This window comes from Halobaculum sp. P14 (assembly GCF_051195155.1).
Lineage (GTDB): Archaea > Halobacteriota > Halobacteria > Halobacteriales > Haloferacaceae > JBNTKA01.
The window spans coordinates 66068-90671 of sequence record NZ_JBNTKB010000003.1 but is presented as its reverse complement, the minus strand read 5'-3'; the positions used below and the strand labels follow the sequence as shown (position 1 = coordinate 90671).

At 70.0% G+C, this 24604-nt stretch carries 22 protein-coding genes and 1 pseudogene; 8 read left to right on the top strand and 15 right to left on the bottom strand.

What is annotated here, in order from left to right; all coding sequences use genetic code 11:
• Window positions 1-7 precede the first annotated feature (7 nt).
• The 3 genes from ACQUS7_RS07520 to ACQUS7_RS07510 all read right to left on the bottom strand — a co-directional run bounded on the left by ACQUS7_RS07520 (window position 8) and on the right by ACQUS7_RS07510 (window position 3115).
• The gene (locus ACQUS7_RS07520) at window positions 8-1183 is read right to left on the bottom strand and encodes an ABC transporter substrate-binding protein (RefSeq protein WP_435146045.1); all 1176 of its coding nucleotides are present in this window, start codon (window positions 1181-1183) and stop codon (window positions 8-10) included.
• 113 nt (window positions 1184-1296) lie between these two features.
• On the bottom strand, window positions 1297-2148 hold the full coding sequence (locus ACQUS7_RS07515) for a carotenoid biosynthesis protein (protein WP_435146043.1): 852 nt from the start codon (window positions 2146-2148) through the stop codon (window positions 1297-1299).
• A 109-nt stretch (window positions 2149-2257) separates the two neighbouring features.
• Window positions 2258-3115, bottom strand: coding sequence for an NAD+ synthase (locus tag ACQUS7_RS07510; RefSeq protein ID WP_435146041.1), 858 nt, complete (start codon window positions 3113-3115; stop codon window positions 2258-2260).
• A gap of 843 nt (window positions 3116-3958) precedes the next feature.
• Here ACQUS7_RS07510 and ACQUS7_RS07505 point away from each other — a divergent pair.
• The 4 genes from ACQUS7_RS07505 to ACQUS7_RS07490 all read left to right on the top strand — a co-directional run bounded on the left by ACQUS7_RS07505 (window position 3959) and on the right by ACQUS7_RS07490 (window position 8964).
• Window positions 3959-6766, top strand: coding sequence for a PKD domain-containing protein (locus ACQUS7_RS07505; RefSeq protein ID WP_435146039.1), 2808 nt, complete (start codon window positions 3959-3961; stop codon window positions 6764-6766).
• 2 nt (window positions 6767-6768) lie between these two features.
• On the top strand, window positions 6769-7773 hold the full coding sequence (locus ACQUS7_RS07500) for a CARDB domain-containing protein (RefSeq protein ID WP_435146037.1): 1005 nt from the start codon (window positions 6769-6771) through the stop codon (window positions 7771-7773).
• Complete coding sequence (locus tag ACQUS7_RS07495) at window positions 7766-8485, top strand: hypothetical protein (protein WP_435146035.1); 720 nt, start codon at window positions 7766-7768, stop codon at window positions 8483-8485. Before ACQUS7_RS07500 ends, ACQUS7_RS07495 begins: the two co-directional genes overlap by 8 nt.
• Before the next feature lie 83 nt (window positions 8486-8568).
• Window positions 8569-8964, top strand: a complete 396-nt coding sequence (locus ACQUS7_RS07490; protein ID WP_435125626.1) for a hypothetical protein — start codon at window positions 8569-8571, stop codon at window positions 8962-8964.
• A gap of 51 nt (window positions 8965-9015) precedes the next feature.
• Here the strand turns inward: ACQUS7_RS07490 and ACQUS7_RS07485 are convergent, their stop codons facing one another.
• The 3 genes from ACQUS7_RS07485 to ACQUS7_RS07475 all read right to left on the bottom strand — a co-directional run bounded on the left by ACQUS7_RS07485 (window position 9016) and on the right by ACQUS7_RS07475 (window position 11374).
• Window positions 9016-9675: a hypothetical protein gene (locus ACQUS7_RS07485; protein ID WP_435146033.1), complete on the bottom strand. Its 660-nt coding sequence runs from the start codon at window positions 9673-9675 to the stop codon at window positions 9016-9018.
• A 66-nt stretch (window positions 9676-9741) separates the two neighbouring features.
• Window positions 9742-10926 carry an MFS transporter gene (locus ACQUS7_RS07480; protein WP_435146031.1) on the bottom strand — a complete coding sequence of 395 codons (1185 nt, stop codon included), beginning with the start codon at window positions 10924-10926 and terminating at the stop codon, window positions 9742-9744.
• Between the two features lie 127 nt (window positions 10927-11053).
• A complete protein-coding gene (locus ACQUS7_RS07475; RefSeq protein WP_435125619.1) occupies window positions 11054-11374 on the bottom strand; it encodes a cupin domain-containing protein in 321 nt (106 codons plus the stop codon).
• 433 nt (window positions 11375-11807) lie between these two features.
• Here ACQUS7_RS07475 and ACQUS7_RS07470 point away from each other — a divergent pair, with 433 nt between their 5' ends.
• Complete coding sequence (locus ACQUS7_RS07470; protein ID WP_435146029.1) at window positions 11808-12287, top strand: cupin domain-containing protein; 480 nt, start codon at window positions 11808-11810, stop codon at window positions 12285-12287.
• A 27-nt stretch (window positions 12288-12314) separates the two neighbouring features.
• On the opposite strand, the gene ACQUS7_RS07465 is transcribed toward ACQUS7_RS07470, so the two are convergent.
• On the bottom strand, window positions 12315-12761 hold the full coding sequence (locus ACQUS7_RS07465) for a universal stress protein (protein ID WP_435146027.1): 447 nt from the start codon (window positions 12759-12761) through the stop codon (window positions 12315-12317).
• 204 nt (window positions 12762-12965) lie between these two features.
• On the opposite strand from ACQUS7_RS07465, the pseudogene ACQUS7_RS07460 reads away from it, so the two are divergent.
• Window positions 12966-13519: pseudogene (locus ACQUS7_RS07460) on the top strand (DoxX family membrane protein).
• A 66-nt stretch (window positions 13520-13585) separates the two neighbouring features.
• On the opposite strand, the gene ACQUS7_RS07455 reads toward ACQUS7_RS07460, so the two are convergent.
• The 3 genes from ACQUS7_RS07455 to ACQUS7_RS07445 all read right to left on the bottom strand — a co-directional run bounded on the left by ACQUS7_RS07455 (window position 13586) and on the right by ACQUS7_RS07445 (window position 17643).
• Window positions 13586-14062: a response regulator gene (locus ACQUS7_RS07455; RefSeq protein ID WP_435146025.1), complete on the bottom strand. Its 477-nt coding sequence runs from the start codon at window positions 14060-14062 to the stop codon at window positions 13586-13588.
• Entirely contained in the window at window positions 14059-16383 is a 2325-nt protein-coding gene (locus ACQUS7_RS07450) for a PAS domain-containing protein (protein WP_435146023.1), read from the bottom strand. The genes ACQUS7_RS07455 and ACQUS7_RS07450 overlap by 4 nt, the downstream gene beginning before the upstream one ends.
• Before the next feature lie 183 nt (window positions 16384-16566).
• Window positions 16567-17643, bottom strand: coding sequence for a halocyanin domain-containing protein (locus tag ACQUS7_RS07445; protein ID WP_435146021.1), 1077 nt, complete (start codon window positions 17641-17643; stop codon window positions 16567-16569).
• Between the two features lie 115 nt (window positions 17644-17758).
• Here ACQUS7_RS07445 and nirK point away from each other — a divergent pair, with 115 nt between their 5' ends.
• Both nirK and ACQUS7_RS07435 read left to right on the top strand, forming a co-directional pair.
• On the top strand, window positions 17759-18844 hold the full coding sequence (gene nirK / locus ACQUS7_RS07440; RefSeq protein ID WP_435146019.1) for a copper-containing nitrite reductase: 1086 nt from the start codon (window positions 17759-17761) through the stop codon (window positions 18842-18844).
• A 216-nt stretch (window positions 18845-19060) separates the two neighbouring features.
• Complete coding sequence (locus ACQUS7_RS07435; RefSeq protein WP_435146017.1) at window positions 19061-19318, top strand: hypothetical protein; 258 nt, start codon at window positions 19061-19063, stop codon at window positions 19316-19318.
• Between the two features lie 59 nt (window positions 19319-19377).
• Here ACQUS7_RS07435 and ACQUS7_RS07430 read toward each other — a convergent pair whose 3' ends face one another.
• The 5 genes from ACQUS7_RS07430 to ACQUS7_RS07410 form a co-directional block, all read right to left on the bottom strand.
• Window positions 19378-20046, bottom strand: coding sequence for a potassium channel family protein (locus ACQUS7_RS07430; RefSeq protein ID WP_435125599.1), 669 nt, complete (start codon window positions 20044-20046; stop codon window positions 19378-19380).
• Between the two features lie 65 nt (window positions 20047-20111).
• Window positions 20112-20312, bottom strand: a complete 201-nt coding sequence (locus tag ACQUS7_RS07425; protein WP_435146015.1) for a hypothetical protein — start codon at window positions 20310-20312, stop codon at window positions 20112-20114.
• Window positions 20312-21925 (bottom strand): TrkH family potassium uptake protein, encoded by a 1614-nt coding sequence (locus ACQUS7_RS07420; RefSeq protein ID WP_435146013.1) that lies wholly within the window; start codon window positions 21923-21925, stop codon window positions 20312-20314. The genes ACQUS7_RS07425 and ACQUS7_RS07420 overlap by 1 nt, the downstream gene beginning before the upstream one ends.
• A gap of 152 nt (window positions 21926-22077) precedes the next feature.
• On the bottom strand, window positions 22078-22899 hold the full coding sequence (locus tag ACQUS7_RS07415; protein WP_435146011.1) for a hypothetical protein: 822 nt from the start codon (window positions 22897-22899) through the stop codon (window positions 22078-22080).
• 14 nt (window positions 22900-22913) lie between these two features.
• A complete protein-coding gene (locus ACQUS7_RS07410) occupies window positions 22914-24356 on the bottom strand; it encodes an MATE family efflux transporter (protein ID WP_435146009.1) in 1443 nt (480 codons plus the stop codon).
• Window positions 24357-24604: the final 248 nt, after the last annotated feature.

The following is a 24604-nucleotide window of genomic DNA, read 5'->3' as shown; positions in this document are numbered from 1 at the left end:
GGTCACGTCAGAACGACCCCGTGACGATGTCGTTCACGCGTCCGCGGTCGAACAGCTGCTCGCCGCCGAAGGCGTCGGGGTAGAGTCCCTGTGCGGCGCGTTCGAGTTGGAACAGGTGGATGATCGGGCCCTGGTAGGTGAGGCCGCCGTAGATGACGCGGTCGTTCTGGACGGCGGAGAGCTGGCTCGCGACGTCGTGGTTTTCGAGGTGAGAGACGACGTTCTTCTGGAAGTACTCGTCGGTGATTTCGCCCTGGATTCGGACGGCGATGGCGTCCGGGTCGATTTCGAGCAGCGTCTCGTAGTCGATGGTGCCGCCGCCGGCCTGCGCGTCGGTGACGCCGTGTTTCGCCAGCGCGTCGCCGACCTGGAGGTCGCGCCACTGCTTCGACTGGGTGCCCTCGCCGATGAGGTACGGGTAGAACGACTCCGGCGGGATGCTCGCCGGGTACAGCACGGCGACGTCGGGCGTCTCCGACGGGACGCGGGCGTCGACGTCTGCCATCACCTCGTCGTGGTACGACGCGAACGCCTCGTAGCGCTCCCGTTCGCGGAACACCTCGGCGAGTTTCTCGAACGCCTCGTACAGCGAGTAGTACCGGTAGTCGTGCCAGCCGTACACGTGCGAGAAGATGGTGTTGCCGAAGAACGGCGCGACGTTCTCGCGGACCTCGTCGACGTCGCTCTGGCTCCACTGGAGCCTGTTGATCATGAAGTTCGGGTCGATGACGTGGACGTCCGCGTCGAGTTCGTAGAACACCTCCTTGCCGGTGCTACCCTGCCAGAGCTCCGTGAGCGCCGACTTGTCGACGGAGACGTCCTGGAGTTCGTCGTAGAGGTACGTGCCGAATCGGGCCTTGACGCCGATTGCTTCGAGGCCGTCGCTCTGCCCGAGCGCGACGCCCATGTCGGCCCAGTCGGCGGTGTACGGCACCCACGTCTCGGGGACGGCGTCGAACTCGACGGTGCCGACCGGCTCCATCGAGACGGAGTACGGCGTCGACGCCGCGGTCTCCGTCGGCGTGCTCTGCGTCTCGGTCGGCGACTCGGTGGCCGTTTCGGTCGGCGTCGACGACTCGTCCGTCTGGCCGGAACAGCCGGCGAGGAGGCCGCCGACGCCGACTGCCGCGCTCGCTTCGAGGAACCGACGCCGCGTCGACTCCGACCGCGAATCTCGTGCCATGGTGATTAGGCCAGCCTAAACAGAGATAGTGCTTTCGGAATTTCGGCGACCCTAAATCGAGAGTGACGAACCGGCCCCACGGAACGCCGGGTCAGACCCCGCGGAACGGCTCGTCAGTCGGACCGCGAACGCGTCCGCGTGACGAGCGACGACGGCAGCCGCCCGGCGTGGAGCGCAGCGGTGACGCCGAGCATCGCGAGGCTGACCGCGACCAGAACCGGCTCCGTCCGGAAGATTCCCAGCCCGAACAGCAGCGCCAGGTAGAAGCCGTGATACAGCACCGGAACGCTGCCCACGAGCCGCGGAATCGGCCGGAAACTGAGGTCGTCCGTCGCGACGACGACACCGGAGAGGGCCAGCAGCCCGCCGAGCACCGCGACGCGACGCGGCGTCGTCGTCGCGCCCCACGTCCACAGCTGGAGGCCGGCGATGAGCCCCGCCAGCGCGGCGACCGCGCTCACGGACGCGCGAACCGCGGGCCGCCGAATCCGGTCGCGAAGGCCGACCCAGGCGGCGGTGAACAGGGCGGCGACGAGGAACCAGCCGAGGAAGTTGCCGAGCGGGACGCCGAACCAGACGCCCGGCGGCGTCCACGACCAGAAGCCGGCGCGGATGGCGACGGCGTCGATGGCGACGTCGACGTGGAGCGCGAACAGCCCGACGAAAAAGGGCCGACGGGCCGGCGAAACGTCGAGCCGCTCTGCGGTCCGGTAGCCGGCGTACAGTATCGCGGCCCACCCGAACCCGATGACGAGCGGGACGTCCGCGACCGTCAACAGGAAGTCGTCGACCGGGTAGCGGTACCGGGCGAACCGGAGGATGACGAGCTGTTCGAGCGCGACGCCGTACGGCACCGCGAGCGCGAGGAACGCGAGCCGCTCGCGGGACGGATACGCGTCGACGAACGCGGCGGCGAGCGCCGTCAGCGACATCAGCAGATTCAGCGCGAAGAGCGGCCGTACCATACCCACGTGGCGCGGTCCGCCCGGCATCAAACTGTGGATACGGCCCTGGACCGTCCGGCGAACCGTCTCGCCGGACCGGCCTCAGCGGAGAGTCGATGTGAGAAGCCGGCTACCGACGGTGGCTCGGCATGGACCGGTCGGCGACGGGGCCGCTCGACGGCGTCGGCTTCGGCCGGCGCTTGTGCCGGGTCTGCCGGACGGTTGCGACGATGTCCGCGACGGTGTCGTGGTCGACGGCCAGTTCGGCGGCGACGCGGTCGACGCTCCACTCGCGGTCGACGAGCGCCCGGAGCACCCGGTCGACGGTGTCGTACTCGACGCCGAGTTCGTCGCGGTCCGTCTGCCCGGCCCACAGCCCGGCGGTCGCCGGCTTCTCCACGATGTCGTCCGGGACGCCCAGTTCGCGGGCGAGCGCCCGGACTTCCACCTTGTACAGGTCGCCGAGCGGAAGGAAGTCCGTGCCGCCGTCGCCGTGTTTGGTGAAGTAGCCGAGCAGCCACTCCGTCCGGTTCGTCGTGCCGAGGACGAGCGACGACCGGACGTTCGCGACGAAGTACGCACACACCATCCGGAACCGGGCCGTCACGTTCCCGAGCGCGATTCGCTCCCCTCTGGTCTCCACCTCGCTGGATATCTGGTCGAGGAACTGGTTCAACAGCGGCTGGAGCTGCAGCGTGCTGTACTCGATACCGAGCGACTCCGCGACGACGAGCGCGTCCTGCTGCTCCGCGGCGGTTCCGAGGTTACAGGGAAGCAGCAGCCCGTAGACGTTCTCCTCGCCGAGCGCTTCGACCGCCAGCGTCGCCGCGACGGTGGAGTCGACGCCGCCGCTCATGTTCACCACGACCTCGGTCGCCCCGGCGCCGTCGACGTACTCCGCGACGAACGCCGTCAGGTGGTCCCGGAGCGACGCGACCTCGGCCGCGTCCGTCGCGAACCGCTCGCCGGCCGCCGCGGGCCGACTCATGACCCGCCCCGTTCGGCGAGCGGCTCGGAGCGCGTTTCCACACGACAGCGACCGGTCGAGAATGCGGCGTGCGTCAGCATTTGAACGGGTGAAACGACCGGACTGTTGGTGAAAAGTATTCCGCCCGAACACACCGGCATCCCTAATATTTCTATAACTCTTTGCATGGTCATCGCCGAGAATCACCGGAGTTTGGGGAAGAATCTCGTTTAAGTGACCGTTCGACGACAGAGAATCCGCGCAGCCGTCGCCGAGAACACCCGGCAGAACGCAGTTTTCGACAGATACGCGGGAAAACCACATATTCTCACCGGTATTTGACTCTCTCGTTCAATTTAGTTTCCGTCTATCCTAGTGTATTGACTGTTAATACGTCATTCCCGGAAAGATTTATGTGGCAAGTCGCCCAGACATCGGTCGTCACGAGGTGATCAGAGTAACACACCACACGCGACACCTGCAAACGTCTTGGCCTTCAGCGACCTTCGGTAGGTTCGACGGGCGCCGACCGCACCATCCGTGACGGCGCCCACACGAGCGGCGGCAGCAGCCTCCGGCACTGGCTGTGCTTTCTCATGGTTCGTTGGGCGGGCAGCGGGTCGACCTACGCCCCACGCCGGGGTCTGCGGACCCCTGCCCCATCCCAATCTCTCGTTCGGCAGTCAGTGACACCGATACGAGTCGTCCACGGAGCGGTCGCTGACCCGACGACCCAGGAAACGACGGCCGGGCCGTCGTCGGTGAGGTCAACCGGGCCACCGCACCGTCGGCGCGACGCCGCCTGCCGCAGCAATTCTTTCCGCGATTACCAGCTACTTACCGCGTTCCTGTCTGTCGTTAGACATGGGCGGTCGTTTCAGCAGACGGATGTTTCTGGGGCTCGGCGCGTCAACGTCGCTGGCGCTCCGGGGGGCGGGCGTCGCCAGCGCCGCGTTCTCCGGAATCGACCAGGACTTCGAGTCGCTCACCCCCGGCAGCTACCCGTCGGGGTGGACGAAGAACGGGGCGAACACACAGCAGGTCGTGGACGGCGTCGCACACAGCGGCGGCCGGTCGCTGAAAGTGAAAGGCGACCACGGCGGCTGCTGGCAGGCCATCGCGAACGCACCGCTCGGCGGCCACCCCGGGACCGACGCAATCCGGCTCACCGGGAGCATCAAGCCGGGCGCGGCGGGGTCGTTCGGCTGCCACGACAAGTACTACGGGCGGCTCCAGCTCCGAACGTCGGCGGGCGGGTGGTCCGACGGGTCACACCGGAACCTGCTCAGTTTCGACCGCGACGGCACCATCTCCGGCGCCGGCGGCGTCAGCCTCGGGTCGTTCTCGCCGGGCGACTGGGTGACGTACGACGTCCGGTACGAGTACGACGGGCAGGGCACCGTCTCGCTCGAGTACAGCATCGACGGCGGGAGCGCCACCGGGTCGGCGACGGTCGACGCGCCGAACTGGGAGACCGACCTGTCGTATCTCGCGCTCCGCAGCGGCGACTTCACGGCGTACTGGGACAACCTCACGGTGAAGCGCGTCGGCGGCAGCAACCAGGTGCCGACGGCGGACTTCCAGTACGTCCCGGACGCCCCGACCGTCGACGACGACGTCGTGTTCGACGCCGCCGACGCGGGCGACCCGGATGGCTCCATCGCCGGGTACGCGTGGGACTTCGACGGCGACGGCGACTACGACGCCTCCGGCGAAACCGCGGTGCACAACTACGACGACGGCGGCGAGTACTCGGTCGCGCTCCGCGTCACCGACGACGACGGCGCCACCGACGTCGCGACCACGACCGTCCGGGTCGGCTCCGGGAACAGCGCGCCGACGGCGGAGTTCGAGTTCTCGCCGACCGACCCGGCCGCCGGCGAATCGGTGTCGTTCGACGCGTCGCCGTCGAGCGACCCGGACGGCTCCATCGCGAGTTTCGACTGGGACCTCAACGGCGACGGCGACTACAACGTCGCCGGCGAAGCCGTCCAGCGGACGTTCAGCGACGCCGGCGAGTACACCATCGGGCTCCGGGTGACCGACGGCAGCGGCGCCACCGACACGACGAGCCGGGTCGTCTCCGTGTCGACGCCGGAGAACGACGCGCCGACCGCCGACTTCGACGTCGCGACCGACAGCCCGACCGCGGGCGAGCCGGTGACGTTCGAGGCGACCGCCAGCGACCCGAACGGCTCCGTCGCCCGGTACCAGTGGGACCTCGACGGCGACGGCAGCTACGAGGCGAGCGGAAGCACCGTCGAACACACCTACGGCGAGGCGGGCGAGTACGCCGTCCGGCTCCGCGTCACGGACGACGACGGCGCCACCGACGTCGTCGAGCGCGCCGTGTCGGTCGCGGAGCCGAAGAACAAGCCGCCGTCGGCGGTGTTCGACGTGTCGACGCCGAGCCCGCAGGTCGGCGAAACGGTGCGGTTCGACGCGGCCGCCAGCAGCGACCCGAACGGCAGCATCGAGCGGTACCGGTGGGACCTCACCGGCGACGGCAGCCGCGACGCGACCGGGGAGACGGTCGAGTTCACCTACCAGGAGACCGGGGAGTACACGGTGTCGCTCACCGTCGTCGACGACGACGGCGCCACGGCGACGTCGCGCGGCACCGTCACGGTCTCGGAGAGCCCGTTCACGTCGCTCAAGCAGGCGCATCTGAAGACGGCGAAGCGCGTCGAGGACCTGTCGGTGACGAACCTCGACGTGACCGCGAAGGCGAAATCGGCGAACGAGGGGTTCACGGCGGCGGTCGAGCGCGGCGACCTGAAGCGGGACGTCGCCGTGCAGGCGATCAGGCGGCTCGACTACGGGCTCAGCGTCACCGAGGACGCGCTCGAACACGTCGGCCCGGGGAAAGAGCTGTCCGCGAACCAGGTCGACCTGACACAGGAGATGGCGCGGCCGACCATCAGCACCTCGCTCGAACTGCTGTTGACGGTCGTCTCCATCACGAAGAAGGTCGCGAAGGGCGTCGGTATCGGGACGAAGGCCGTGCTGGCTACCGCGAAGTCGAAGGCGACGGACGCCGTCAAAACGATTCTGAAGGGCATGCTGGGCCGCGCGGTCGACGCGATGGCCGAGATCGACTACGAGGCGAACACCATCGTCGGGAAAATCATCGACGGGACGCTCGACACGGTGGAGGCGGTGAACGAAGCCGTCGAGGAGGCGAGCGACCGGCTCGCGAACCAGGTCGGGAAGTCGCTGCAGCGGTACGACGAGGTCGGGATGTCGACCGGTATCGCGACGATGACCGGGACGTTCGTCGGCTCGACAGCCGGGTCGCTGTACGCCGGCGTGCTGTTCCTGTACGAGTTCCTGTCGCCCGACCGCGTCGTGAAAAACGGGCTGCGCGGGGACACGAACGCCGCGACGTCCGCGGCGAACCAGGCCGGCATGTCCATCGCGAGCGAGGCCGAAGACACGCAGGGGCTGATTCAGGACGCCAAGGAGTTCGGCCAGTCGTTCAGCCTGACGCAGGCCGTCTTCGACCTGTGGAACGACCCGAACCTGTGGAACGTCGCGAAAACCATCGGCTCGGTCGTCCTGTTCGTCGCCGGCGGCGTCGTCAACGCGTTCGCGACGGGCGCCGGCATCGGCGCGCTCATCAAGATCAACACGACGCATCACCTCGGGCTGTTCGACGTCATACGGGGGTGACCATGCAGGAAACACACACCGACGTCCCGGCGCTGTTCAAGGAGTTCCGGGACGCGCTGGCGCGCGAGGACCTGCCCGCCGCAGTCGAAGCAGCCGTCCGCATCGACGACGCGGAGGCGTCGGTCGACTCGCTGCTGACTGACTTCGTGACCGCGGTCGACAACGGCGAAACCCAGCTGGCGCGGACGATTCTCGGCCAGATTTCGGAGACGTACGAGCGGGGCGGCGAGGAGTTCGAAGCGAAGGTGCAGCGGGCGATGGCGGCGGTCGAACAGGGGACGCTGACCGAGTCCGAGCGGGAGCAGCTGCTGCAGTTCACGCGGAACGCCGCCCAGACGAACCTCAGCCGGACCGGCTTCCTCGTGGAGGCGGTGAGTTTCTTCGAGGGCGACGTGGGCGAGTCGTCGCTGGTCGAGACGACGAAGCGGGTGAAGCAGGCCGAACAGAACATCGACAGCGCCTCGGAGGCCGCGACGTCGACCGCGTCGAACGCCGACATCACGGCGTCGCCGGGGCTGCTCGGAAGCAGCGCGCCCGACGAACTCACGCAGGGGACGAGCGTCACGCTGACCGTCACCGTCGGCAACGTCGGTGACGCGGAGAGCGGCCCGTTGTCGCTCGCCGTCTCCACCGAGGACGGCCTCGAACCCGGGCAGTCGTCGTACGGCGTCGGTCCGCTCGCCGGCGGTGCGCGCAGGCGGCTCGACGTGGAGCTGACGGGGCGGTCGGCCGGCACGCACAGTGTGACGCTGTCGCTGCAGGCGGACAGGTCGACCGTGGAGTCGCTGAACGAGTCGTTCACGGTGAAAGAGACGGCCGACACGGTCCGGGAGGCCATCGTCGGCAGCGACGGCGGCGCGCTGGACGCGACCGACGTCCGGAACGCAATCAGCTACTGGGCGGACGACAGCCCGGTGCCCGGCACCGGCGGAAAGACCGTCGACACCGAGACGATCCAGCGGCTCGTGACTGAGTGGGTCGACGCGAACGGAGGCGGCGATGCGTAGCCGCGGCGACGCGGACCGGGGACGCGCGTGGCTGGTCGCGGCGGTGGCCGTCGCGGCGGTGCTGGCCGTTCCGCTCGGCGCGGCGGCCGGGACGGCGAGCGCGCAGTCGTCCGGGCTGACGGCGTCGCTGAACCCGGTGCGCGACACCATCGCGCCAGGCGAGACCGTCCAGGTCGGCGTCACCGTGAAGAACGTCGGCGACGCGCAGAGCCCCGCGCCGGTGTTCGACCTCGGCGAGCTGCCCGCCGGGTGGACCGTCGCGTCGTGGGCCGGAACGGACGCGACCTACCGGAGCTCCACGCACGAGTGGCTCTGGACCACGCTCGACGCTGGCGAGGTGAAGAAGTTCACCGTTACGCTGGCCGTCTCTACGGACGTCAGTGGCGAGGCCACCATCGCCGCGACGCTCACCGACGGCGACGACCGGCGCGCCACCGCGCAAGCCACGGTCACGGTGCGCGGCGACCCGGTGACCGCGACCGCGTCGCCGACGCCGACGGCGCAGCCGACGACCGGGTCGAGCGGCGAGACCGCAGCCGCGACGCCGACGCCCGCCGACACGGCGACGGCGACGGGCGGCGACGGCGGACGGCCCGGCCTGAACGACGTTCGGACAGCGGTCCGCAGCCCCGGCTTCGGCGCCGCGCCGACGGCAGCCGCGGTCGCGGCGGTCGCGCTGGCGCTTCTCGGCCGCCGGCGCTCGCGGCGGTAACTGTCGTTCGGCCCGCAGGTTTCGGGACCGGCAGCGATGTTCCAGCCGGTGGAAATATCACGTCGCTGTGAGACGGGGCGGCCATGAGTGGCTCTCTCGTGGACCGGATATGGGACGACGTCTCGGCGCGGGTCGGCGACGACCTCAGAGCCGTCACTCGCTACGACGTCGACGGCTACGAGACCCGAAAGCGGGGCGACGTGGAGCCGCAGTACAGCGACAGGGAGAAACGGGAGATGATAGACGACACCATCGTCACGCAGCTGAACCTCGCGGACACCGAAACCGCGTTCAAGGCCGGCGAACTGCACGCGCTCGTCCGGGTGTTCGACGAGGCCTGGGTGGTGTCGTGGACCGACCGCCTCCCGAAGAAGTCCGGCGTCATGGTGTCGATTCAGCGCGGCAGCGACGCGACGATGGCCGACGTCGAGTGGGTCGTCGACTACCTCGAAACCGGCGGCGACGGACTGTTCGACTAATCGAGGCCGAGCCGACAGCGACCCGCCGGCCAGTGCCTGGTCGCTCGGCGGCTACGCCGCGAGGGCGACGACGGCGACGCCGACCCAGAGGACCCCGATTCCGCACTCCGTCAGCACGACGAGGTCCGCGATGGAGCCGAGTTCGTACCACGCCTGCCCGTCGGTTCTGTACGCGCCGTCGTCGGTTCGGCTGAGCCGCTTGAACTTCGAGTCGTTGCTGCGGAGCAGGTGGCCGTCGACGCGCGCGGCGAAGTCCTCGATCTCGCTCCGGCGGTCCCACGCGGCGTCCCGTCCCTGCCGGTAGCGCGCCGACCAGTTGCCGAGCAGGAAGAACAGGAACGCGCCGAGCAGCGACACCGCCAGCAGTTCGCGGTGCCGGCCGTTCCAGTAGAGTCCGTTCGCGACGTCGAGCAGCAGCCCGAACAGGGCCAGCGAGACGTAAAACGACTGAATCAGCAGCGTCTCCTTGTTCCGGGCGTCGTCGCCGGCGCTCTCGTAGTCGGCGAGCAGTAGGTCCCGGCTCCACTCCGTCCGCAGCGTCTCCGCTACCGCCGCCTCGTCGTAGTCGGCGTAGTTGACGCTCCAGTCTTCGGTGAACGGCGGCCTGTTCCCGCCAGGTGCTTCGGCTCCGCTCTCGCCGGCCGCTGCACTGTCCGCTCCGTCTCCCGATTCGCCGGCGCCGCCGTCAGCTCCAGTCTCCTCGTCGGTCATATCCGGCGGTTGCGGCGAGCGCCCAAAAGGCTACACGTCGCCCGAGTCGTCACGGCTACGCCGCGTTCACAGGTCGAACCAGCGTACCGCGACGACGAGGCCGACGGCGGTGAGCGCGAGGCCGTAGCCGAACGCCGCCGTGTACGACCCGGTCGCCTGGATGGCTTCGCCGGCGAGCAGCGGCGCGGTGAACGCGCCGAACAGGCCGACGCTGGTGAGCAGCGCGACCGCGGTCGTGACGTGGTCGTCGTCGACGGTCGCCGGGACGACGCCGTAGAAGACGCCGAGGCTGAGCTGGACGAAGTAGCCGCCGACCAGGAGGAACCCCGCGAGCAGCAGGTACGTCGACGACAGCATGACGCCGGTGAGCGCCACGCCGGAGGCGACGAGCGACACCACGACGACGGGGCGGGCGCGGCCCGCGAACAGCCGGTCGGTGACGACGCCGCCGCTGGCGCGGGACGCCGCGCCGAGCAGCGGGAACAGCGCGGTGAGCGCGCCGCTCTCGGCGAGCGACAGCGTCAGCCGGCTGTTCAGGTACGTCGGCACCCAGCTGTTGACGAACAGGTACAGCGAGTACGAGACGAATCCGAGGAGGCAGACGAGCAGCACCGACCGGTTCCGGGCGACGGCGGCGAACTCGCCGGCCGACGGGAGTTCGCCGCTGCCGCCGCGTTCGAGGTCGGCGGGCCAGAACGCCGCGACGCCGACGGTGGCCGGGACCAGTAGCAGCGGATACACGAGGAAGACTGCCTGCGGGGCGAACGCGGTGGCGATGGCGGGACCGGTGACGTGGCCGAGCGCGAACCCGCCCGGGCCGCTCGCGGTGTACAGGCCGGTCGCTGTCGCCGCGTTCCGGAACTGGCCGACCGCGGTGAGGCCGGTGTTCCACAGCAGCACGAACCCGAAGCCGGCGACGGCCCGCGACCACAGCACCGGCCAGTAGGCGCCGCGCGCCGCGAAGTACCAGCTCACGGCGCCGCCGACCACGAAGACGGCGGTGGCGAGCGCGACGCTTCCCAGCACCCCGAACCGGTCGACGATGGCGCCCGCCGGCAGGCTCCCGACGACGGCCACGCCGAGCATCACGCTCACGAGCCAGCTTACCTGGACCGGCGTCGCGCCGAGCTGGTCGGCCAACAGCGGCGCCGTGCTCGACGGAACGATTTCGTAGGCGCCCGCCGCGACCGACGTACAGAGGATGCTCACGACCAGTCCGGGGTGCTCACCGAGCGACGGCTTGGCGTCCATCGAGATGCGTGCCTCGTCGGCGCGTCGTGGTGCGGATACAAGAAAGTAGCCGGGCGGCCGCCGCCGAATCAGGCGGTGCTTGCTGGTTTCTCGCCTCGGTACGACGCGCGAGGCGAGCGGGGGCGGTTCAGGGCGCGCCGGCGATGACGAACGTGCTCTCGGCGTCGCCGTTGTGAATCTGCCGCTCGTCGGCCGGGTCGACGCGGAGCGCGTCGCCGGCCTCCATCTCGACGTCGTCGCCCTCGACGGTGACCGTGGCGGCGCCGTCGACGAGCACGTACACCTCCTCCTGGCCGTCGTCGGCGTGGTCGTGCGCCATCCCCTCCCAGCCCGGGTCGCACTCCAGCACGCTCACGCCGAGGTTCTCACAGTCCAGCGCCTCCCGCAGGAAGTGCAGTCCACCGCCCACGGCGTCGACGTCCTCGTAGTTGACCGTCGCGTACGACATGCATCCGGGTTCGACGGCCGCACCCAAAGGTGCTTTCCTCGCGGTCACGGGGTCAGCGGCGAGTCTGCCGTCGGGTCGGCGTCGTCGGCCGTTCAGAACGGTGATGGGCGCCAGCCACTGCCCACGAAAGCGCAGGTGGTGTTGGGTGCCGCTTCCGAGAGACGGTGGTGATGCGTGGCTGGCGGCCTGCCGGCCGGGTGCCATTCGGACGTGTCGCTCCGATCCGACCGACGACCGACTGATATGATTCCCGGATGAAAAGGTTTGGGTGACAATATGTTCAGCGTGAGAGGCCGTCGGTACTCCGGCGTCGACGCCCCCAACGACCCGAGTTCCGCGAAGCGACTCGGAGTCCGTCGCCGGCGACGAGTCGGGTCCGGCGGCCGGCGCGCCGCCCCTCAACGCATTTGTCGGAGGACGCACATTCGGAGGCATGGAAACCGTCGACATCGACGCCGTGGCGCCGACGCCGACCGAGACGGGGGTACAGCGACGGACGCTCACCGACCCGCTGGCGGCGGCGAACCTCGCCGTCAACCACTACCTGCTCGCGCCGGACGACCGCCTCTCCAGCGGACTGCACGCCCACACGGACCAGGAGGAGGTGTTCGTCGTCGTCGAGGGGTCGGTGGCGTTCGAGACGCCCGACGGAACCGTGACGGTCGGGGGCGGCGAGGCGGTCCGGTTCGCGCCCGGCGAGTACCAGTCCGGCCGGAACGCCGCCGACCGCGACGCAGTCGTGCTCGCCGTCGGCGCGCCGCGGGACGGCGGCGAAATACGGGTGCCGCGGGTCTGCCCCGACTGCGGCCACGACGGCATGCGGCCCGAAGCGGACGCGGACGGCGACGCGTACCTCACCTGTCCGGACTGCGGCGTCGAGGAACTGAGTCCCCCGCCGCGCGGCCAGTGGTGACGCCGCCGGGGTGCGCGAACAGCGGCGCTACTCGGAGCGGCTCCGGTCGCCGGTCGGGTCTGCCGGCACCGTGAGCACCTGGACGGGGGCGGCCCGGACGACGCGCTCGGTCGTGCTGCCGAGGTGGACCAGCCGGTCGAGGCCGCTGCGGCCGTGCGTCCCCATCACGACGAGGTCGGCGCCGTAGTCCGCGACCGCGTCGACGATTTCGCGGTGCGGGACGCCGCGCCGCAGGTGTTTCTCGACGGCGACGCCGCGCTCTGCGGCGAGGTCGCCGACGGCGTCGAGCGCGCGCTCGCCGTCGCGTTCGGCTCCCTCGACGGCGGCGTCGTACTCGGCGGCGACGAACCGTTCGTCCACGACGTACACCGCGTGCGCCGCGGCGTCGAACCGGGCGGCGACGTCGAGGCCGACCGCGACGGCCTCGTTCGACGCCTCGCTGCCGTCCGTCGGGAGGAGGACGCTCGCGTACATCGGCCGACTGTTGGGCGCGGACACCAAAACCGTAGCGCCGCCCGGGTTTCGCGGCGAATCCGGCGGTCGACGGGGAACTTCGGCGTCCGCGGCGACCCCGGCGTCGACACGGTAATCCGGCGCCGACGCGGACGGAGTGACGAAACGCAGCGCCGTCGTGGCCGGCGAACATCTTTAACTTCGTTTCGGACCCGACGGCACGGTATGTCCTCACAGGAGGTCCAGCTTCGGAGCACGGTCGGCGGATTCACGGCGAACGGGAAACTGCACACGCTCAGCGTCTGGTTCATCCTCGCGCTTCGGCTGATGATGGGGCTCGCGTTCCTGCAGAGCGGCCTCGACAAGATTCTCTCCGGCGAGTTCAGCGCGAAGGGCTACCTGACGGGCGCGGTGCCCGCCAGCGGCAGCCCCGCGGCGGACCTGTTCGTCGCGATGGGGAACACGCCGTGGTTCGTCGACTTCGTGAACGTCGCGGTGCCGTGGGGCGAACTGCTCATCGGCCTCGGGCTGCTCGTCGGAGCGCTCGCCCGGTCGCCGCCTTCTGGGGCGCGTTCATGATGCTCATGTTCTACCTCGGGAACTGGGACGTCGCTCACGGCTACATCAACGGCGACTTCGCGTACATGCTCGTGTTCCTCTCGGTCGCCGCCTTCGGCGCCGGACGCATCCTCGGGCTCGACCAGTACATCGAGCAGTACGAACTCGACGGGCAGGCGCTCGTCGACCGCTACCCGTGGACGCGCTACTTCCTCGGGTAGCGCCGGACGCGTTCGTCTCGGGAGCACGGGGACCGCGTCACTGAGCGTCGACGCTTCGTCCGCGACTCACTGTTCGGCGGCCGTTCCGTGGCCGCCGTGGTCGGGGAGGCGGACGAGCGACAGCCAGAACCGTTCGAGCGACCGGACGTTCTCGATGAACTCGTCGGGGTCGGCCGGCTTCGTCAGGTAGGCGTTCGCGCTGTGCTCGTACGACGACAGCACGTCCTCGTCGGCGGTCGAACTCGTCAGAATCGTCACCGGAACGTAGTCGATATCGGGGTGTTCGCGGACTTCCCGAAGCACCTCGTCGCCGTTCTTCCGCGGGAGGTTCAAATCGAGGACGACGAGGTCCGGCCGCGGGGCGTCGGCGTGGTCGCCGCGCCGGTGGAGGAAGTCGAGCGCGTCGACGCCGTCGCCGACGACGTGGAGCGTCGCGTCGACGTCGCCGCCGTCGAACGCCTCCTCGACGAGCCTGACGTCGCCGGGGTTGTCCTCGACCAGCAGCACGTCCGCTCCGCCGTCGCCGCGTCGCCGGTCGGTCATCGGTCCCCCTCGGCCGGCAGCGTGAACCGGAACGTCGACCCGTCGCCGGGCGTGGAGTCGACCCAGATGTCGCCGCCGTGCCGCTCGACGATGCGTTCACACAGCGCGAGGCCGATGCCGGTGCCGCCGTGCTCGTCGGGGCCGTGGAGCCGCTCGAACACCTCGAAGACGCTGTCGGTGTCGGCCGCGTCGATGCCGACGCCGTCGTCGCTGACCGAGACGACCCAGTCGTCGCCGTCGCGCTCGGCGGCGACGTGGACGGACGGCGGCCCCTCCCCGCTGTACGTGACGGCGTTGTCGAGCAGGTTCTGGAACAGCTGCCGGAGCTGCCCCGGGTCGGCGGTGACCGTGGGGAGCGACTCCGCCGTGACGTCCGCGTCCGCCTCCGAAATCTTCACCTCCAGGTTCGCGCGGGCGTCCTCCAGCGGGTCGTTCAGGTCGACCTGCTCGAACGGGTCGCCGCGGGAGTCGACGCGGGAGTACTCCAGCAGGCCGTCGATCATGTCGCGCATCCGGTCGGCGCCGTCGACGGCGAACTCGATGAACTCCCGGCCGTCCTCGTCGAGTTCGTCGGCGTACCGCCGCTCGACCAACTGGAGGTAGCTCGACACCATGCGCAGCGGCTCCTGCAGGTCGTGGGAGGCCGCGTACGCGAACTGTTCGAGCCGCTCGTTCGACTCCTCCAGCTGCTCGACGAGCGTTTCGAGCCGCTGTTGGCGTTCGACCTGCTCGGTGATGTCCTGCGCCATCGTCATCCCGGCGAACACGTCGCCGTGTTCGTCCGTAATCGGCACGACGTGGACGACCCACTCGCGGCCCTCGTAGGCGAGTTCGACCGACTCCTCCGCGCCGTCGAGCGCCGCCTCGAACGCCGGGACGAGCGCGTCGGCGGTGGCTTCGTCCCAGACGTCCCTGACGTGTTCGCCCTCGGCGTCCGCCGGGTCTACCGGGATGGAGTCGAACGCCTGCCCGGCCGCCAGCGTGTAGTTCAGGTCCTCGTCGAACAGCGTGACGAGCCCGTTCGGGAAGTACTCCGCGAGCGCCCGGTAGCGCCGCTCGGACTCCTCGAGCCGCCGCTCGTACTGCCGGCGCTCGGTGACGTCGCGGTCGGAGACGATGACGGAGACGACGTCGCCGTCGTCGTTCGTCACCGGCCGGAACACGCCGTTGACGTAGCGGCGCTCGTCCGGCTGGCCGATCGGGGTCTCGAAGTCGACGTACTCGCCGTCGGCGGCGCGCTCCACCCACTCGCGGACGTCAGCCCGCACGTCCGCGTCGTCGCCCCACCACGGCGTCTCCCAGAACGGCTCGCCGGTGACGTCGTCGAGGTCGGCGTCGATGTACTCCATCGCGGTCTGGTTGATGTCGAGCACCGTGCCGTCGGTGCCGAGCAGGCCGACGAGGATGTTCGGGTCCTCGAAGATGGCGGTGAAGCGCCGCTCGGTCCGCCGGAGCTCCCGTTCGCGCTCCTTCCTGTCGGTGACGTCGCGGAAGTACACCGACAGCCCGGTTCCGGAGGGGTACGCGCGGACCTCGAACCACGCGTTCAGCGGCTCCGGGTAGTACTCCTCGAACGACACGGTCTCCTGGCGGTACATCGCGGCCTCGTACTTCGATTCGAACTTCCGGCCGACGGCCGCCGGGAACTGCTCCCAGACCTCGGTGCCGACGAGCGACTCGCCCTCCGGCGCGATGAGTTCGCGGGCGCGGTCGTTCAGGTACGTGAACCGCCAGTCGTCGTCGAGCGCGAAGAAGGCGTCCGAGATGCGGCCGTACACCTCCTCGCGCCGGCGCTGGACGCGGTGGTTCTCGACGGCCGAAGCGAGCACGTTCGCGACGCTCTGAACGAAGTTGGCGTCGTCGTCGGTGAACTCGCGCCGGTCGGTCGTGTGCGTCCCGAGGACGCCCCACGGGTCGTCCGTCGAGCCGATGACGACGCTGATGCCGCTGACGACGTCGTGGTCGGTGAGAAGGTCCGGGCCGGAGAACCGCGGTTCGGCGGCGAGGTCGTCGACGATGACCGGCGCTTCGGCGGCCAGCGTGTAGCCGGCCTGCGAGTCGCGGTCCGTCGGCACCGTCGCGCCGCCGACGACGCCGTCGCGCCACCCGACGCCGTGCCGCAACACCAGTTCGTTGCCGTCCGGCAGCAGCTCCAGCACCTTCGCGTACTCGTTGTCCAGCGTCTCCGCGACCGCCGCCACCGCGTCCCGCATCAGCCCGTCGAGGTCGTCGGTCTCGAGCGCCTGCTGTCCGAGTTCGGCGACGACTTCCTGCTGACGGATTCTGGCGCGGAGCGCCGCGTCGCTGGACGACGAGTCCATGCTACCTCGAACCGGGGGGGCCTGCCGTAAAACGTCTCGGTCCCGTACCCAGGTTTTATTCAGATGGAGCGGCGGGAAACGAGAATCGAGTGACTTCGGCGTTCTCTCGCGTCGCCTGAACGCCGGCAACGACGACGCGGCCGCCCGGGAATCCCGGCACTCGGGGGCCGGGTCGATTCCGGCTTAGCGGCGGCGGTCTCCGCCGCGGCGGCCGCGCGCCCAGAGGAACGCGCCGAACGCCAGCGGCGAGAGCAGCGCCGCGCCGACGCCGCCGGCGACCGCGAGGCTGCTCGTCGACACCTCGTAGACGCCCTCGTAGACGTCGCCGACGACGACGGCGCCTCTCATCCCCTTCTCCGCGTGCGGCTCGCAGGCGTAGGTGCTGACGCCGACGCCGTCGAAGACGAGGCCGAACTCGCCGGTCGACTGCGACGGGCTGGCGTACTCGCCGTCGGTGGCCGCGAACCCGTGCGGGCCGTCGTCGCCGACCCACTCCCAGATGACGCGCGTCCCCGGGTCGACGTTGACCGCGGGCGGCGAGAACGCGAAGCCGCCGCCGTTCCCCTGCGCGCCAACCTCGATGCGGACCTCGTCGCGGCCGCGCATGTCGACGGTGCCCTCGAAGTTGTCGACGTCGTCGAACCAGTCGCCGTAGTCGGGTTCGCGGTCGACGTACTCGAAGACCGGCTCCGGTTCGGGGGTCGGCGTCGGCGTCGACACCGCGACGTCGACGTCGCCGACGACGACGGCGCCTTTCATCCCCATCGCCTTGTGCGGCGCGCACGCGTACAGGGAGACGCCCGCGGCGTCGAAGACGTGTTCGAACGTCGCGCCGGCGTCGCCGACGAACGGGCTCTCGTAGGCGCCGTCCTCGGCGACGACGTTGTGGCTGCCGCCGTCGCCGGTCCACTCCCAGACGACGGTCGTTCCGGGGTCGACGCGGACGGCGGCGGGGCCGAACGCGAAGCCGCCGCCGTTCCCCTGTGCGCCCACGGCGACCGTGACGGTGTCGGCGCCGCGCTCGTCGGCGACGCCGTCGAAGTTCGAGACGTTCGAGAACCACGCGGTGAGGTCCGTCGTCTCCTGTGCGGCGGCCGGCCGGGCCGCGCCGAGCGCGACGCCGCTGGCCGCCAGCAGCGCCGTCCCCTGCAGGAAGCCGCGACGGCCGACGCCGGCGGATTCGGCGTCGCGGTCGGCGGTTCGGACAGCGTCGTCGTCGCGGACGGCATCAGCGTCGCGGACAGCGGGAGTAGTGCTCATACGAGCGGCTACGCGGCCCCGACCGATAACCACTGAAGCCGTTTCTTAGCCGGTGAGAACCGGGTTTCCGATATATCCCCTCGGGCCACATACCACCAGTTGGAGACGACCACTCATGACGTACACAACGACGCGGCGACGGGTGTTGCAGGCTGCCGGACTCGGCGGAACCATGGCGTTAGCCGGCTGTACGGTCGGGACGCCCCCGAGCAACGACGTCGACACGTCGCCGGTGCAGCTGACGACCGCGGCGGAACTCGGCGAGGCGAAGCCCGTCGACGTCGACCGGGTCGCCGCGGACCCGCGGGACGTCCCCGCGCCCATCACGCGGAAGACGCCCGCCACCGTCGAGGTGGAACTCGAAACGCTCGAAGTCACCGCCGAGGTCGAACCCGGCGTCACCTTCACCTACATGACGTTCAACGGCCAGATTCCGGGCCCGTTCATCCGGACCCGCGTCGGCGACACCGTCGATCTCACCATCCGGAACGCCGAGGGGAACTCGATGGCGCACAACGTGGACTTCCACGCGTGCCGCGGCCCGGGCGGCGGCGCCGAGGCGACGCTCGTCGCGCCCGGCGAGGAGAAGCGGCTGCAGTTCGAGGTGACGTACCCCGGCGCGTTCATCTACCACTGCGCCGTCGCGAACGTTGACTACCACATCAGCTCCGGCATGTTCGGGCTCATCCTCGTCGAGCCGGAGGAGGGGCTGCCGCCGGTCGACCACGAGTTCTACCTCGGCCAGCACGAGCTGTACACGAACGGCGACACCGGCCAGAAGGGCCACCACGAGTTCGACTTCGCCCGGATGGCGATGGAGGACCCGACGTACGTCCTGATGAACGGCGAGAAGTACGCCATCACGCCGGACAAGTACGCCGAGATGAACGTCAAGACCGGCGAGACAGCCCGGGTGTTCTACGGCGTCGGCGGCCCGAACCTGTTCAGCAGCTTCCACGCCATCGGCAGCGTCTGGGACGAGGTGTGGGAGCAGGGCGCGCTCGCGAGCGACCCGATGCGGTACGTCCAGACGACGCCGGTGCTCCCCGGGAGCGCCTGCGTCGCGACGATGTCGTTCCCGGTGCCCGGCGACTTCAAACTCGTCGACCACGCGCTCTCGCGCGTCGCCCGGAAGGGCGCGCTCGCCATCGTGCGCGCGGAGGGCCCCGAGAACACCGACGTGTTCGACCCCCAGGAGTAGGTCGAAGCGGCGCTGAAGTCGGCGGGGCGTCGGTTCTCCGCCGACGCCGGTGACTGCTGGGAGCCGCACCGCTGCGTTTCGCGAACCGTACCGCTGCTTCGGTGAATCCACCCTCGGCTTCGGCTGACCGGTCGGTGAAGCGTTCTTCAGTAAACCGCCGGACAGAAGTATCGTTCAGATTACCTATTTGGGGTGGCGGCGTCCACGTTCAGCCGCATGAGACAGTCCGCTGCACCCGGCCGCGCCGTCCCGAACCCCGACGGGTCGCTGGCCGCCGCGTTCGCGCTGACCTGCATCGTCCCGGCGCTGCTCGTCGCCGCGTCCTACCCCGTCCCTACCGCCGCGTGCCTCGCCGGCGCCGCCGCGGCGACCGCGCTGACGAAGCTGCGGAGTCGACGCGGGGCGCCCGCGGCCGACGCGCGGTCGCTGACGGGTCGACGCCGACGCGGACCGCGCCCGCACGTCGACTCCTGACCGGGCGGCGGGCCCTGTCGAGTCGGGTCAAGTCGGGCCGGGTCGGGCCAATCACGAGGCTACGATTCGCCGGTGAACGTCCGCATCACGTCCGCGGAGACGCCCTGCTTCGAGAACACCGTGACGAGGTCGCCGGCGTGCATCGTCGTTTCGCCGCGCGGGGTGATGACGTCCTGGCCGCGTTCGATGGCGACGACGAGGATGTCGTCGCCGAGCAGCCCTCGGTCGTCCGCCGCCGCCAGCGTCGTCTCGGCGAGCGGCGCGGACTCGGCGAGCGTGATTTCGAACACCTCGGCGCCGCCGGCGAGCGACATGAAGTCCTTGACCGAGGGGCGCTGGACGGCGCGGACGAGGTACTCGCCGATGAGCCGCTGGGGGTTTTCGAGGACGTTCACGCCGATGCGGCGGAACACGTCCATGTGCTCGGGGTTCTGCACGACGCTCACCTTCGATTCGATGCCGAGTTCCTCGGCGAGCAGCATCACCATGATGTTCGTCGCGTCGGCGTCGGTGGTCGTGATGACGGCGTCGGCGTCGTCCGCGCCGGCGTCCACCAGCGTCTCTTTCACCGTCGCGTCGTCGTTGATGACGAGATAGTCGTGGTTCCGGCTCACCGCCTCGGCCACCTCGGCGTCGGACTCGACGACGACGATTTCGTTCCGGGTCCGTTCGAGCAGGTCGATGACCTGCGACCCTATCGCACCCGCACCGACGACTATAGTATACATACGCCTCCAACAGTTTTGTCCGTTCTAAATCTTGCTTTCCGCAACATCCGGGCGGTTTCGGTCGGTCACCGGACGCCGTTGTAGGCGACGTAGCCGAGGAAGACGAGGATGTAGGCGACGGCGAACGCCGTCGTGACGGCGTTGCGGCCGACGGCGCCGATGAGCGGAATCAGCACGGCGCCGGCGACGAGCAGCGCGTCGAACGTGCGGTCGTCCGCGCCGGCGGCGAGCAGCGGGCCGACGACCGGGACGTCTTCGAGCCGCATCAGTCGTACATCCCCGTGGAGACGAAGACGCCGCGCAGCAGCACCAGCACCGGGATGATTTCGAGCCGGCCGATCCACATGTTGAACAGGAACATCACCTTCGTGACGGTCGGCATGCCGGGGCCGGTGATGCCGGCGGAGAGCCCGACGTTCCCCTGCGCCGAGGCGACCTCGAAGAGGACGTTCTCCAGCGAGTAGCCGCTGGGGCCGGTCGGGAGGCTGACGAGCAGCACGAACGCGCCGAGCGCGAGGAAGACGAACCAGAGGAACGTGATGATTGCGGCCTCCTCGAACTCCTGGGCGGTCTCCTCGGAGGACAGCGTCCGGCCGTCCAGTTGGAACGTCCGCACCGCGTTCGACGGGTAGAAGACGCCGCGAATCCGGAACAGGGTCCCCTTGGTCAGCGTGAGCAGCCGGACGAGCTTGATGCCGCCGACCGTCGACCCGGCGGCGGCGCCGACGACCATGCCGGCGGCGACGGTCAACTGCGCCTGCGGCGACCAGTCCGTCCCGAGCGACCCGGCGGTCTGGAACCCGGTGCAGGAGGCCGCCGAGACGAACTGGAACAGGCCGTAGCGCACCGACTGGAACAGCGCCGCCGGGGCGCCGCGGAGGACGACGCCGGCGACCGCCACGGACTCGGGGGCGTAGACGCGCTCCGTGAACAGCAGCGCGGTCAGCAGCGCCGAGCCGAGCCCGAAGAAGACGAACACCCACCGGGTCTGCAGGTCCGTGTAGAGGTTCCGGAGGTCGCCGGTGAGCACGAGGTAGTGAATCGGGAACGCGATGCTGCCGAGCACCATCACCGGGACGAGCGCGAAGTCGATGGCGACGCTGCCGTACGTCCCGATGGAGCTGTCGGTGACGGAGAATCCGCCGGTCGCGAGCCCCGTCATCGCGTGGTTGATGGCGTGCCACATCGGCATCCCGGCGAGCCACAGCAGCAGCACCGAGAAGAACGTGAACAGCAGGAAGATCCACCAGATGGTGCGGACCGTCGAGACGATGCTGGGGTGAATCTTCTCCGAGCGCGCCTCGCTGCGGTACAGCGTCAGCGACCCACTTCCGGGGCGGGCGAGCACCGCCGTCGTGAGCACGATGACGCCGACGCCGCCGACCCACTCGATGAGCGACCGCCACCACTGCAGCGTGCGCGGCAACGCGTCCTCGTGGACCGACATGGTCAGGCCGGTGCCGGTGAAGCCGCTCATGCTCTCGAAGACGCCGTTCAGCGGGTTCCGGAACGCGGCGAGCGTCGACGACGCGTCGGTGCCGGCCGTCGTGAACCGCGCCGGAACGCCGAGCCACGCCGGGTCGAGCGCGGCGGTCCACGCGACGAACAGGAACGGGAGCGACCCGAAGACGGCGACGAGGAACCAGCCCGACGCCGCGATCATCATGCCGTGGAGCCGTCCGGGGTCGTCGGCGCGGTCGAACCGTCGGCGCAGCGCCGCTCCGGCGAGCAGCGGCGCCGCGCCGGCGAGGACCAGCCCCGGGAGGACCCACCACTCGCGCCACACCAGCGGCACGACGACCGAGACGAGGACGAGCCCCGCGAGCGCCTCCAGCATCCGGCCGAGGTCGCGGGCGATGGTCCCGAGTCGAAGCGGCATACCGCTCCCGTTTGCACAACCGGCTTAAAAACGAGTTGGTTCAGGCCTCCATCTGAAGGCCCTGATATCGGTATCCGAAAGCCGCCGTTCCGCTCGGCTGCGGCGACCCGCGGCGCCGAACCCCGAGTCCGACTCGCGGCGCCGACCGGCCGTCAGCGAATCGACCCGGCAGGGAGGCCCGATTCAACGGCCGCGCGGAGCCGGCGGACGTCGGCGGCGTCCGCGAGGTCGCCGAGCGCGTCTTCGAGGTTCGTCGCGAGCCGTCGGCGGTGGTCGTCGAGCGCCTCGCAGTCGACGTCGACGCCGAACCGCGCGCCGGCGGACGGCGCCGTCCGGTCGAACTGGAGGTGTCGGAGCGCGCCGAACTGCCGGCCGAGCGCAGCGAGCCGGTCGCGGCGACCGCGGTCCGCGCCGGCGAGCGTGGCGCCGATGACCGCGGCGCCCTCCCCGAGCGCGCCGACGGTGGCGTCGAGCAGCGACCGGTACTCCGCGGCCGACGGCGACGGCGCGTCGTGCATCCGGCTGAAGCCCTCGCTCATCCGTCGGGAGACGGCGACGAGCGTCCCGAAGCAGTCGTCGAGCCGGTCCGTCGAGGCCGCGCCGAGCGTCGAGTACGCGGAGGTCTGGAGGTAGTCGCCGGCGAGCAGCGACGCGGTGGTGTCGGCGCCGGCTGTCGAATCGTCGCCGGCCGCGTCGACCGCGGCCGCGCGGACGTCGGCCAGGAGGTCACAGCGGAGCAGGCAGTAGCCGCGGAGCAGTTCGACCGCGGCGGCGGCGCGGACGGCCGACTTGCCGGGCGCGTCTCCCGAGACGGCCTCGGCGGTGCCGACGAGCAGGTCGCCGTACGGCCGGCGCTCACGGCGCAGGACGGCGCGCCGGGCGGGGGCGAGCTGCTCGCGGTCGGCGTAGCCGAGCGCGGATTCGAGGGCGGATTCGAGCGCCGCGTCGACGTCGGTGTCGCGGTTCCGTGACATCTGCGTGCTGGGTCTCAGTCGTCCGTGGTTCGCGCGTCGGGGTCGGGCGAGCGGCCGGGTGCGTCGGCCGCCGCGTCGGTGACGTCGGCGTCGCGCCACGTGTCGCGCTGGTACCAGGCGTACGCGATGGCGGCGCCGGCGACGTTCGACACAGCGAACGCGGCCCATATGCCTGTTTCGCCGAAGGGGTCGGCGGTGAACCACGCGAGCGGGAGCCGAATCCCGCCGAGCATCGCGACGGAGATGGCGGCGGCGGTCAGCGTCTTGCCGGCGCCGCGGAAGCTCCCGGTGTACGCGCGCATGACACCGATGAAACCGAAGGTGAGCGCGACGTACCGGAGGAACTCCGTGGCGACGTCGACGACGGCCGGGTCGGTCGTGAACACGCTGGCGAGGGGCGCGGCGGCGACCCAGACGACGACGCCGGCGGCGGTGAGCACGCCGAACAGCGTCTTCGAGGCGAGCCGCACCGCGGCCTCCGCGCGGTCCGGCTTCCCGGCGCCCATGTTCTGCCCGGTCATGGTTTCGACGCCGCGGGCGACCGCGATAGCGGGCAGGAAGATGACGGAGAACACGCGCGTCCCGATGCCGTAGCCGGCGACGACCGTCGTCGAGAAGGTGCCGACGACGACCAGCAGCAGATTGATGGAGAGCGCCCGGCCCATCCCCTCGACCGACGCCGGAATCCCGATGCGGAGCAGGCGCCGGAGCGACGCCGCGTCGGGGACCATGTCGGCGAGGTGAATCTGGACGCCCCGGGTGCCGGCGAGCATGATCGCGAGGCCGACGAGCATCGCGAGGCCGCGGGAGAACACGGTGGCGATGGCGGCGCCCTGCATCCCGAGTTCCGGGAACGGCCCCCAGCCGAATATCACGAACGGGTCGAGCGCGATGTTGAGCACGACCGACCCGAACATGACCACCATCGGCGTGATGGTGTCGCCCGAGCCGCGCATCAGCGAGACGAACACGAAGAAGCCGAACATGAACACGAGGCCGAGCGAGATGACCTGCATGTAGCCCGCCGCGCGCGGCAGCACGTCGGCGGACGCCCCCATGAGCGCGAGGAACTCGTCGACGAAGACGTAGCCGACGCCGCCGAGGACGACGGAGGCGATGAGCGCGAACGTGATGGTCTGGGAGGCGGCGTACTCGGCCGCCCGTTCCTCGTCGGCGCCGGTGTGCTGGGCGACGAGGACGCTCCCCGCGACGGAGAGCCCGGTGCCGAGCGAGATGAGCAGGAACACCATCGGGAACGCGAACGAGATGGCGGCCAGCGCGTCGGTGCTGTACTGGCCGAGCCAGAACGTGTCGCCGAGGTTGTAGGCGGTCTGGAAGAGGTTCGTCACCACGATGGGGAGCGAGAGATACAGCAGCGGCTTGCCGATGTCGCCGGACGTCAGGTCGAACTCGTCGCGGCCCTTGAACAGCGCGGCGACGCGGCCGCGGAGGCTCATCCCCCGACCACCGCGGTGGGCACGGCGACGGCGGCCCCGTTCGTCGAGTCGGCTCGAAGCAGTGCGTCGTTCATTGCGTACCTGATACTGACTGACTAGTTAGTCAAAAGCCCTTCGGGAATCGGAGAGACGATGTTCGCGGCCTGAAACGGCTCGAAATCCCCCATTTTCGCTGATTAACCATGTGGTTCACTCGGCAGTCGTGAGACCGCTCCACAAGTGTTTTGCCGGGGTCACTCCGAAGAGAG

Bases quoted from the DNA above. Each gene is read 5' to 3' on its own strand.
- ACQUS7_RS07520 (WP_435146045.1), bottom strand. From the start codon at position 1,183: ATGGCACGAGATTCGCGGTCGGAGTCGACGCGGCGTCGGTTCCTCGAA.
- ACQUS7_RS07515 (WP_435146043.1), bottom strand. From the start codon at position 2,148: ATGGTACGGCCGCTCTTCGCGCTGAATCTGCTGATGTCGCTGACGGCG.
- ACQUS7_RS07510 (WP_435146041.1), bottom strand. From the start codon at position 3,115: ATGAGTCGGCCCGCGGCGGCCGGCGAGCGGTTCGCGACGGACGCGGCC.
- ACQUS7_RS07505 (WP_435146039.1), top strand. From the start codon at position 3,959: ATGGGCGGTCGTTTCAGCAGACGGATGTTTCTGGGGCTCGGCGCGTCA.
- ACQUS7_RS07500 (WP_435146037.1), top strand. From the start codon at position 6,769: ATGCAGGAAACACACACCGACGTCCCGGCGCTGTTCAAGGAGTTCCGG.
- ACQUS7_RS07495 (WP_435146035.1), top strand. From the start codon at position 7,766: ATGCGTAGCCGCGGCGACGCGGACCGGGGACGCGCGTGGCTGGTCGCG.
- ACQUS7_RS07490 (WP_435125626.1), top strand. From the start codon at position 8,569: ATGAGTGGCTCTCTCGTGGACCGGATATGGGACGACGTCTCGGCGCGG.
- ACQUS7_RS07485 (WP_435146033.1), bottom strand. From the start codon at position 9,675: ATGACCGACGAGGAGACTGGAGCTGACGGCGGCGCCGGCGAATCGGGA.
- ACQUS7_RS07480 (WP_435146031.1), bottom strand. From the start codon at position 10,926: ATGGACGCCAAGCCGTCGCTCGGTGAGCACCCCGGACTGGTCGTGAGC.
- ACQUS7_RS07475 (WP_435125619.1), bottom strand. From the start codon at position 11,374: ATGTCGTACGCGACGGTCAACTACGAGGACGTCGACGCCGTGGGCGGT.
- ACQUS7_RS07470 (WP_435146029.1), top strand. From the start codon at position 11,808: ATGGAAACCGTCGACATCGACGCCGTGGCGCCGACGCCGACCGAGACG.
- ACQUS7_RS07465 (WP_435146027.1), bottom strand. From the start codon at position 12,761: ATGTACGCGAGCGTCCTCCTCCCGACGGACGGCAGCGAGGCGTCGAAC.
- ACQUS7_RS07455 (WP_435146025.1), bottom strand. From the start codon at position 14,062: ATGACCGACCGGCGACGCGGCGACGGCGGAGCGGACGTGCTGCTGGTC.
- ACQUS7_RS07450 (WP_435146023.1), bottom strand. From the start codon at position 16,383: ATGGACTCGTCGTCCAGCGACGCGGCGCTCCGCGCCAGAATCCGTCAG.
- ACQUS7_RS07445 (WP_435146021.1), bottom strand. From the start codon at position 17,643: ATGAGCACTACTCCCGCTGTCCGCGACGCTGATGCCGTCCGCGACGAC.
- nirK (WP_435146019.1), top strand. From the start codon at position 17,759: ATGACGTACACAACGACGCGGCGACGGGTGTTGCAGGCTGCCGGACTC.
- ACQUS7_RS07435 (WP_435146017.1), top strand. From the start codon at position 19,061: ATGAGACAGTCCGCTGCACCCGGCCGCGCCGTCCCGAACCCCGACGGG.
- ACQUS7_RS07430 (WP_435125599.1), bottom strand. From the start codon at position 20,046: ATGTATACTATAGTCGTCGGTGCGGGTGCGATAGGGTCGCAGGTCATC.
- ACQUS7_RS07425 (WP_435146015.1), bottom strand. From the start codon at position 20,312: ATGCGGCTCGAAGACGTCCCGGTCGTCGGCCCGCTGCTCGCCGCCGGC.
- ACQUS7_RS07420 (WP_435146013.1), bottom strand. From the start codon at position 21,925: ATGCCGCTTCGACTCGGGACCATCGCCCGCGACCTCGGCCGGATGCTG.
- ACQUS7_RS07415 (WP_435146011.1), bottom strand. From the start codon at position 22,899: ATGTCACGGAACCGCGACACCGACGTCGACGCGGCGCTCGAATCCGCC.
- ACQUS7_RS07410 (WP_435146009.1), bottom strand. From the start codon at position 24,356: ATGAGCCTCCGCGGCCGCGTCGCCGCGCTGTTCAAGGGCCGCGACGAG.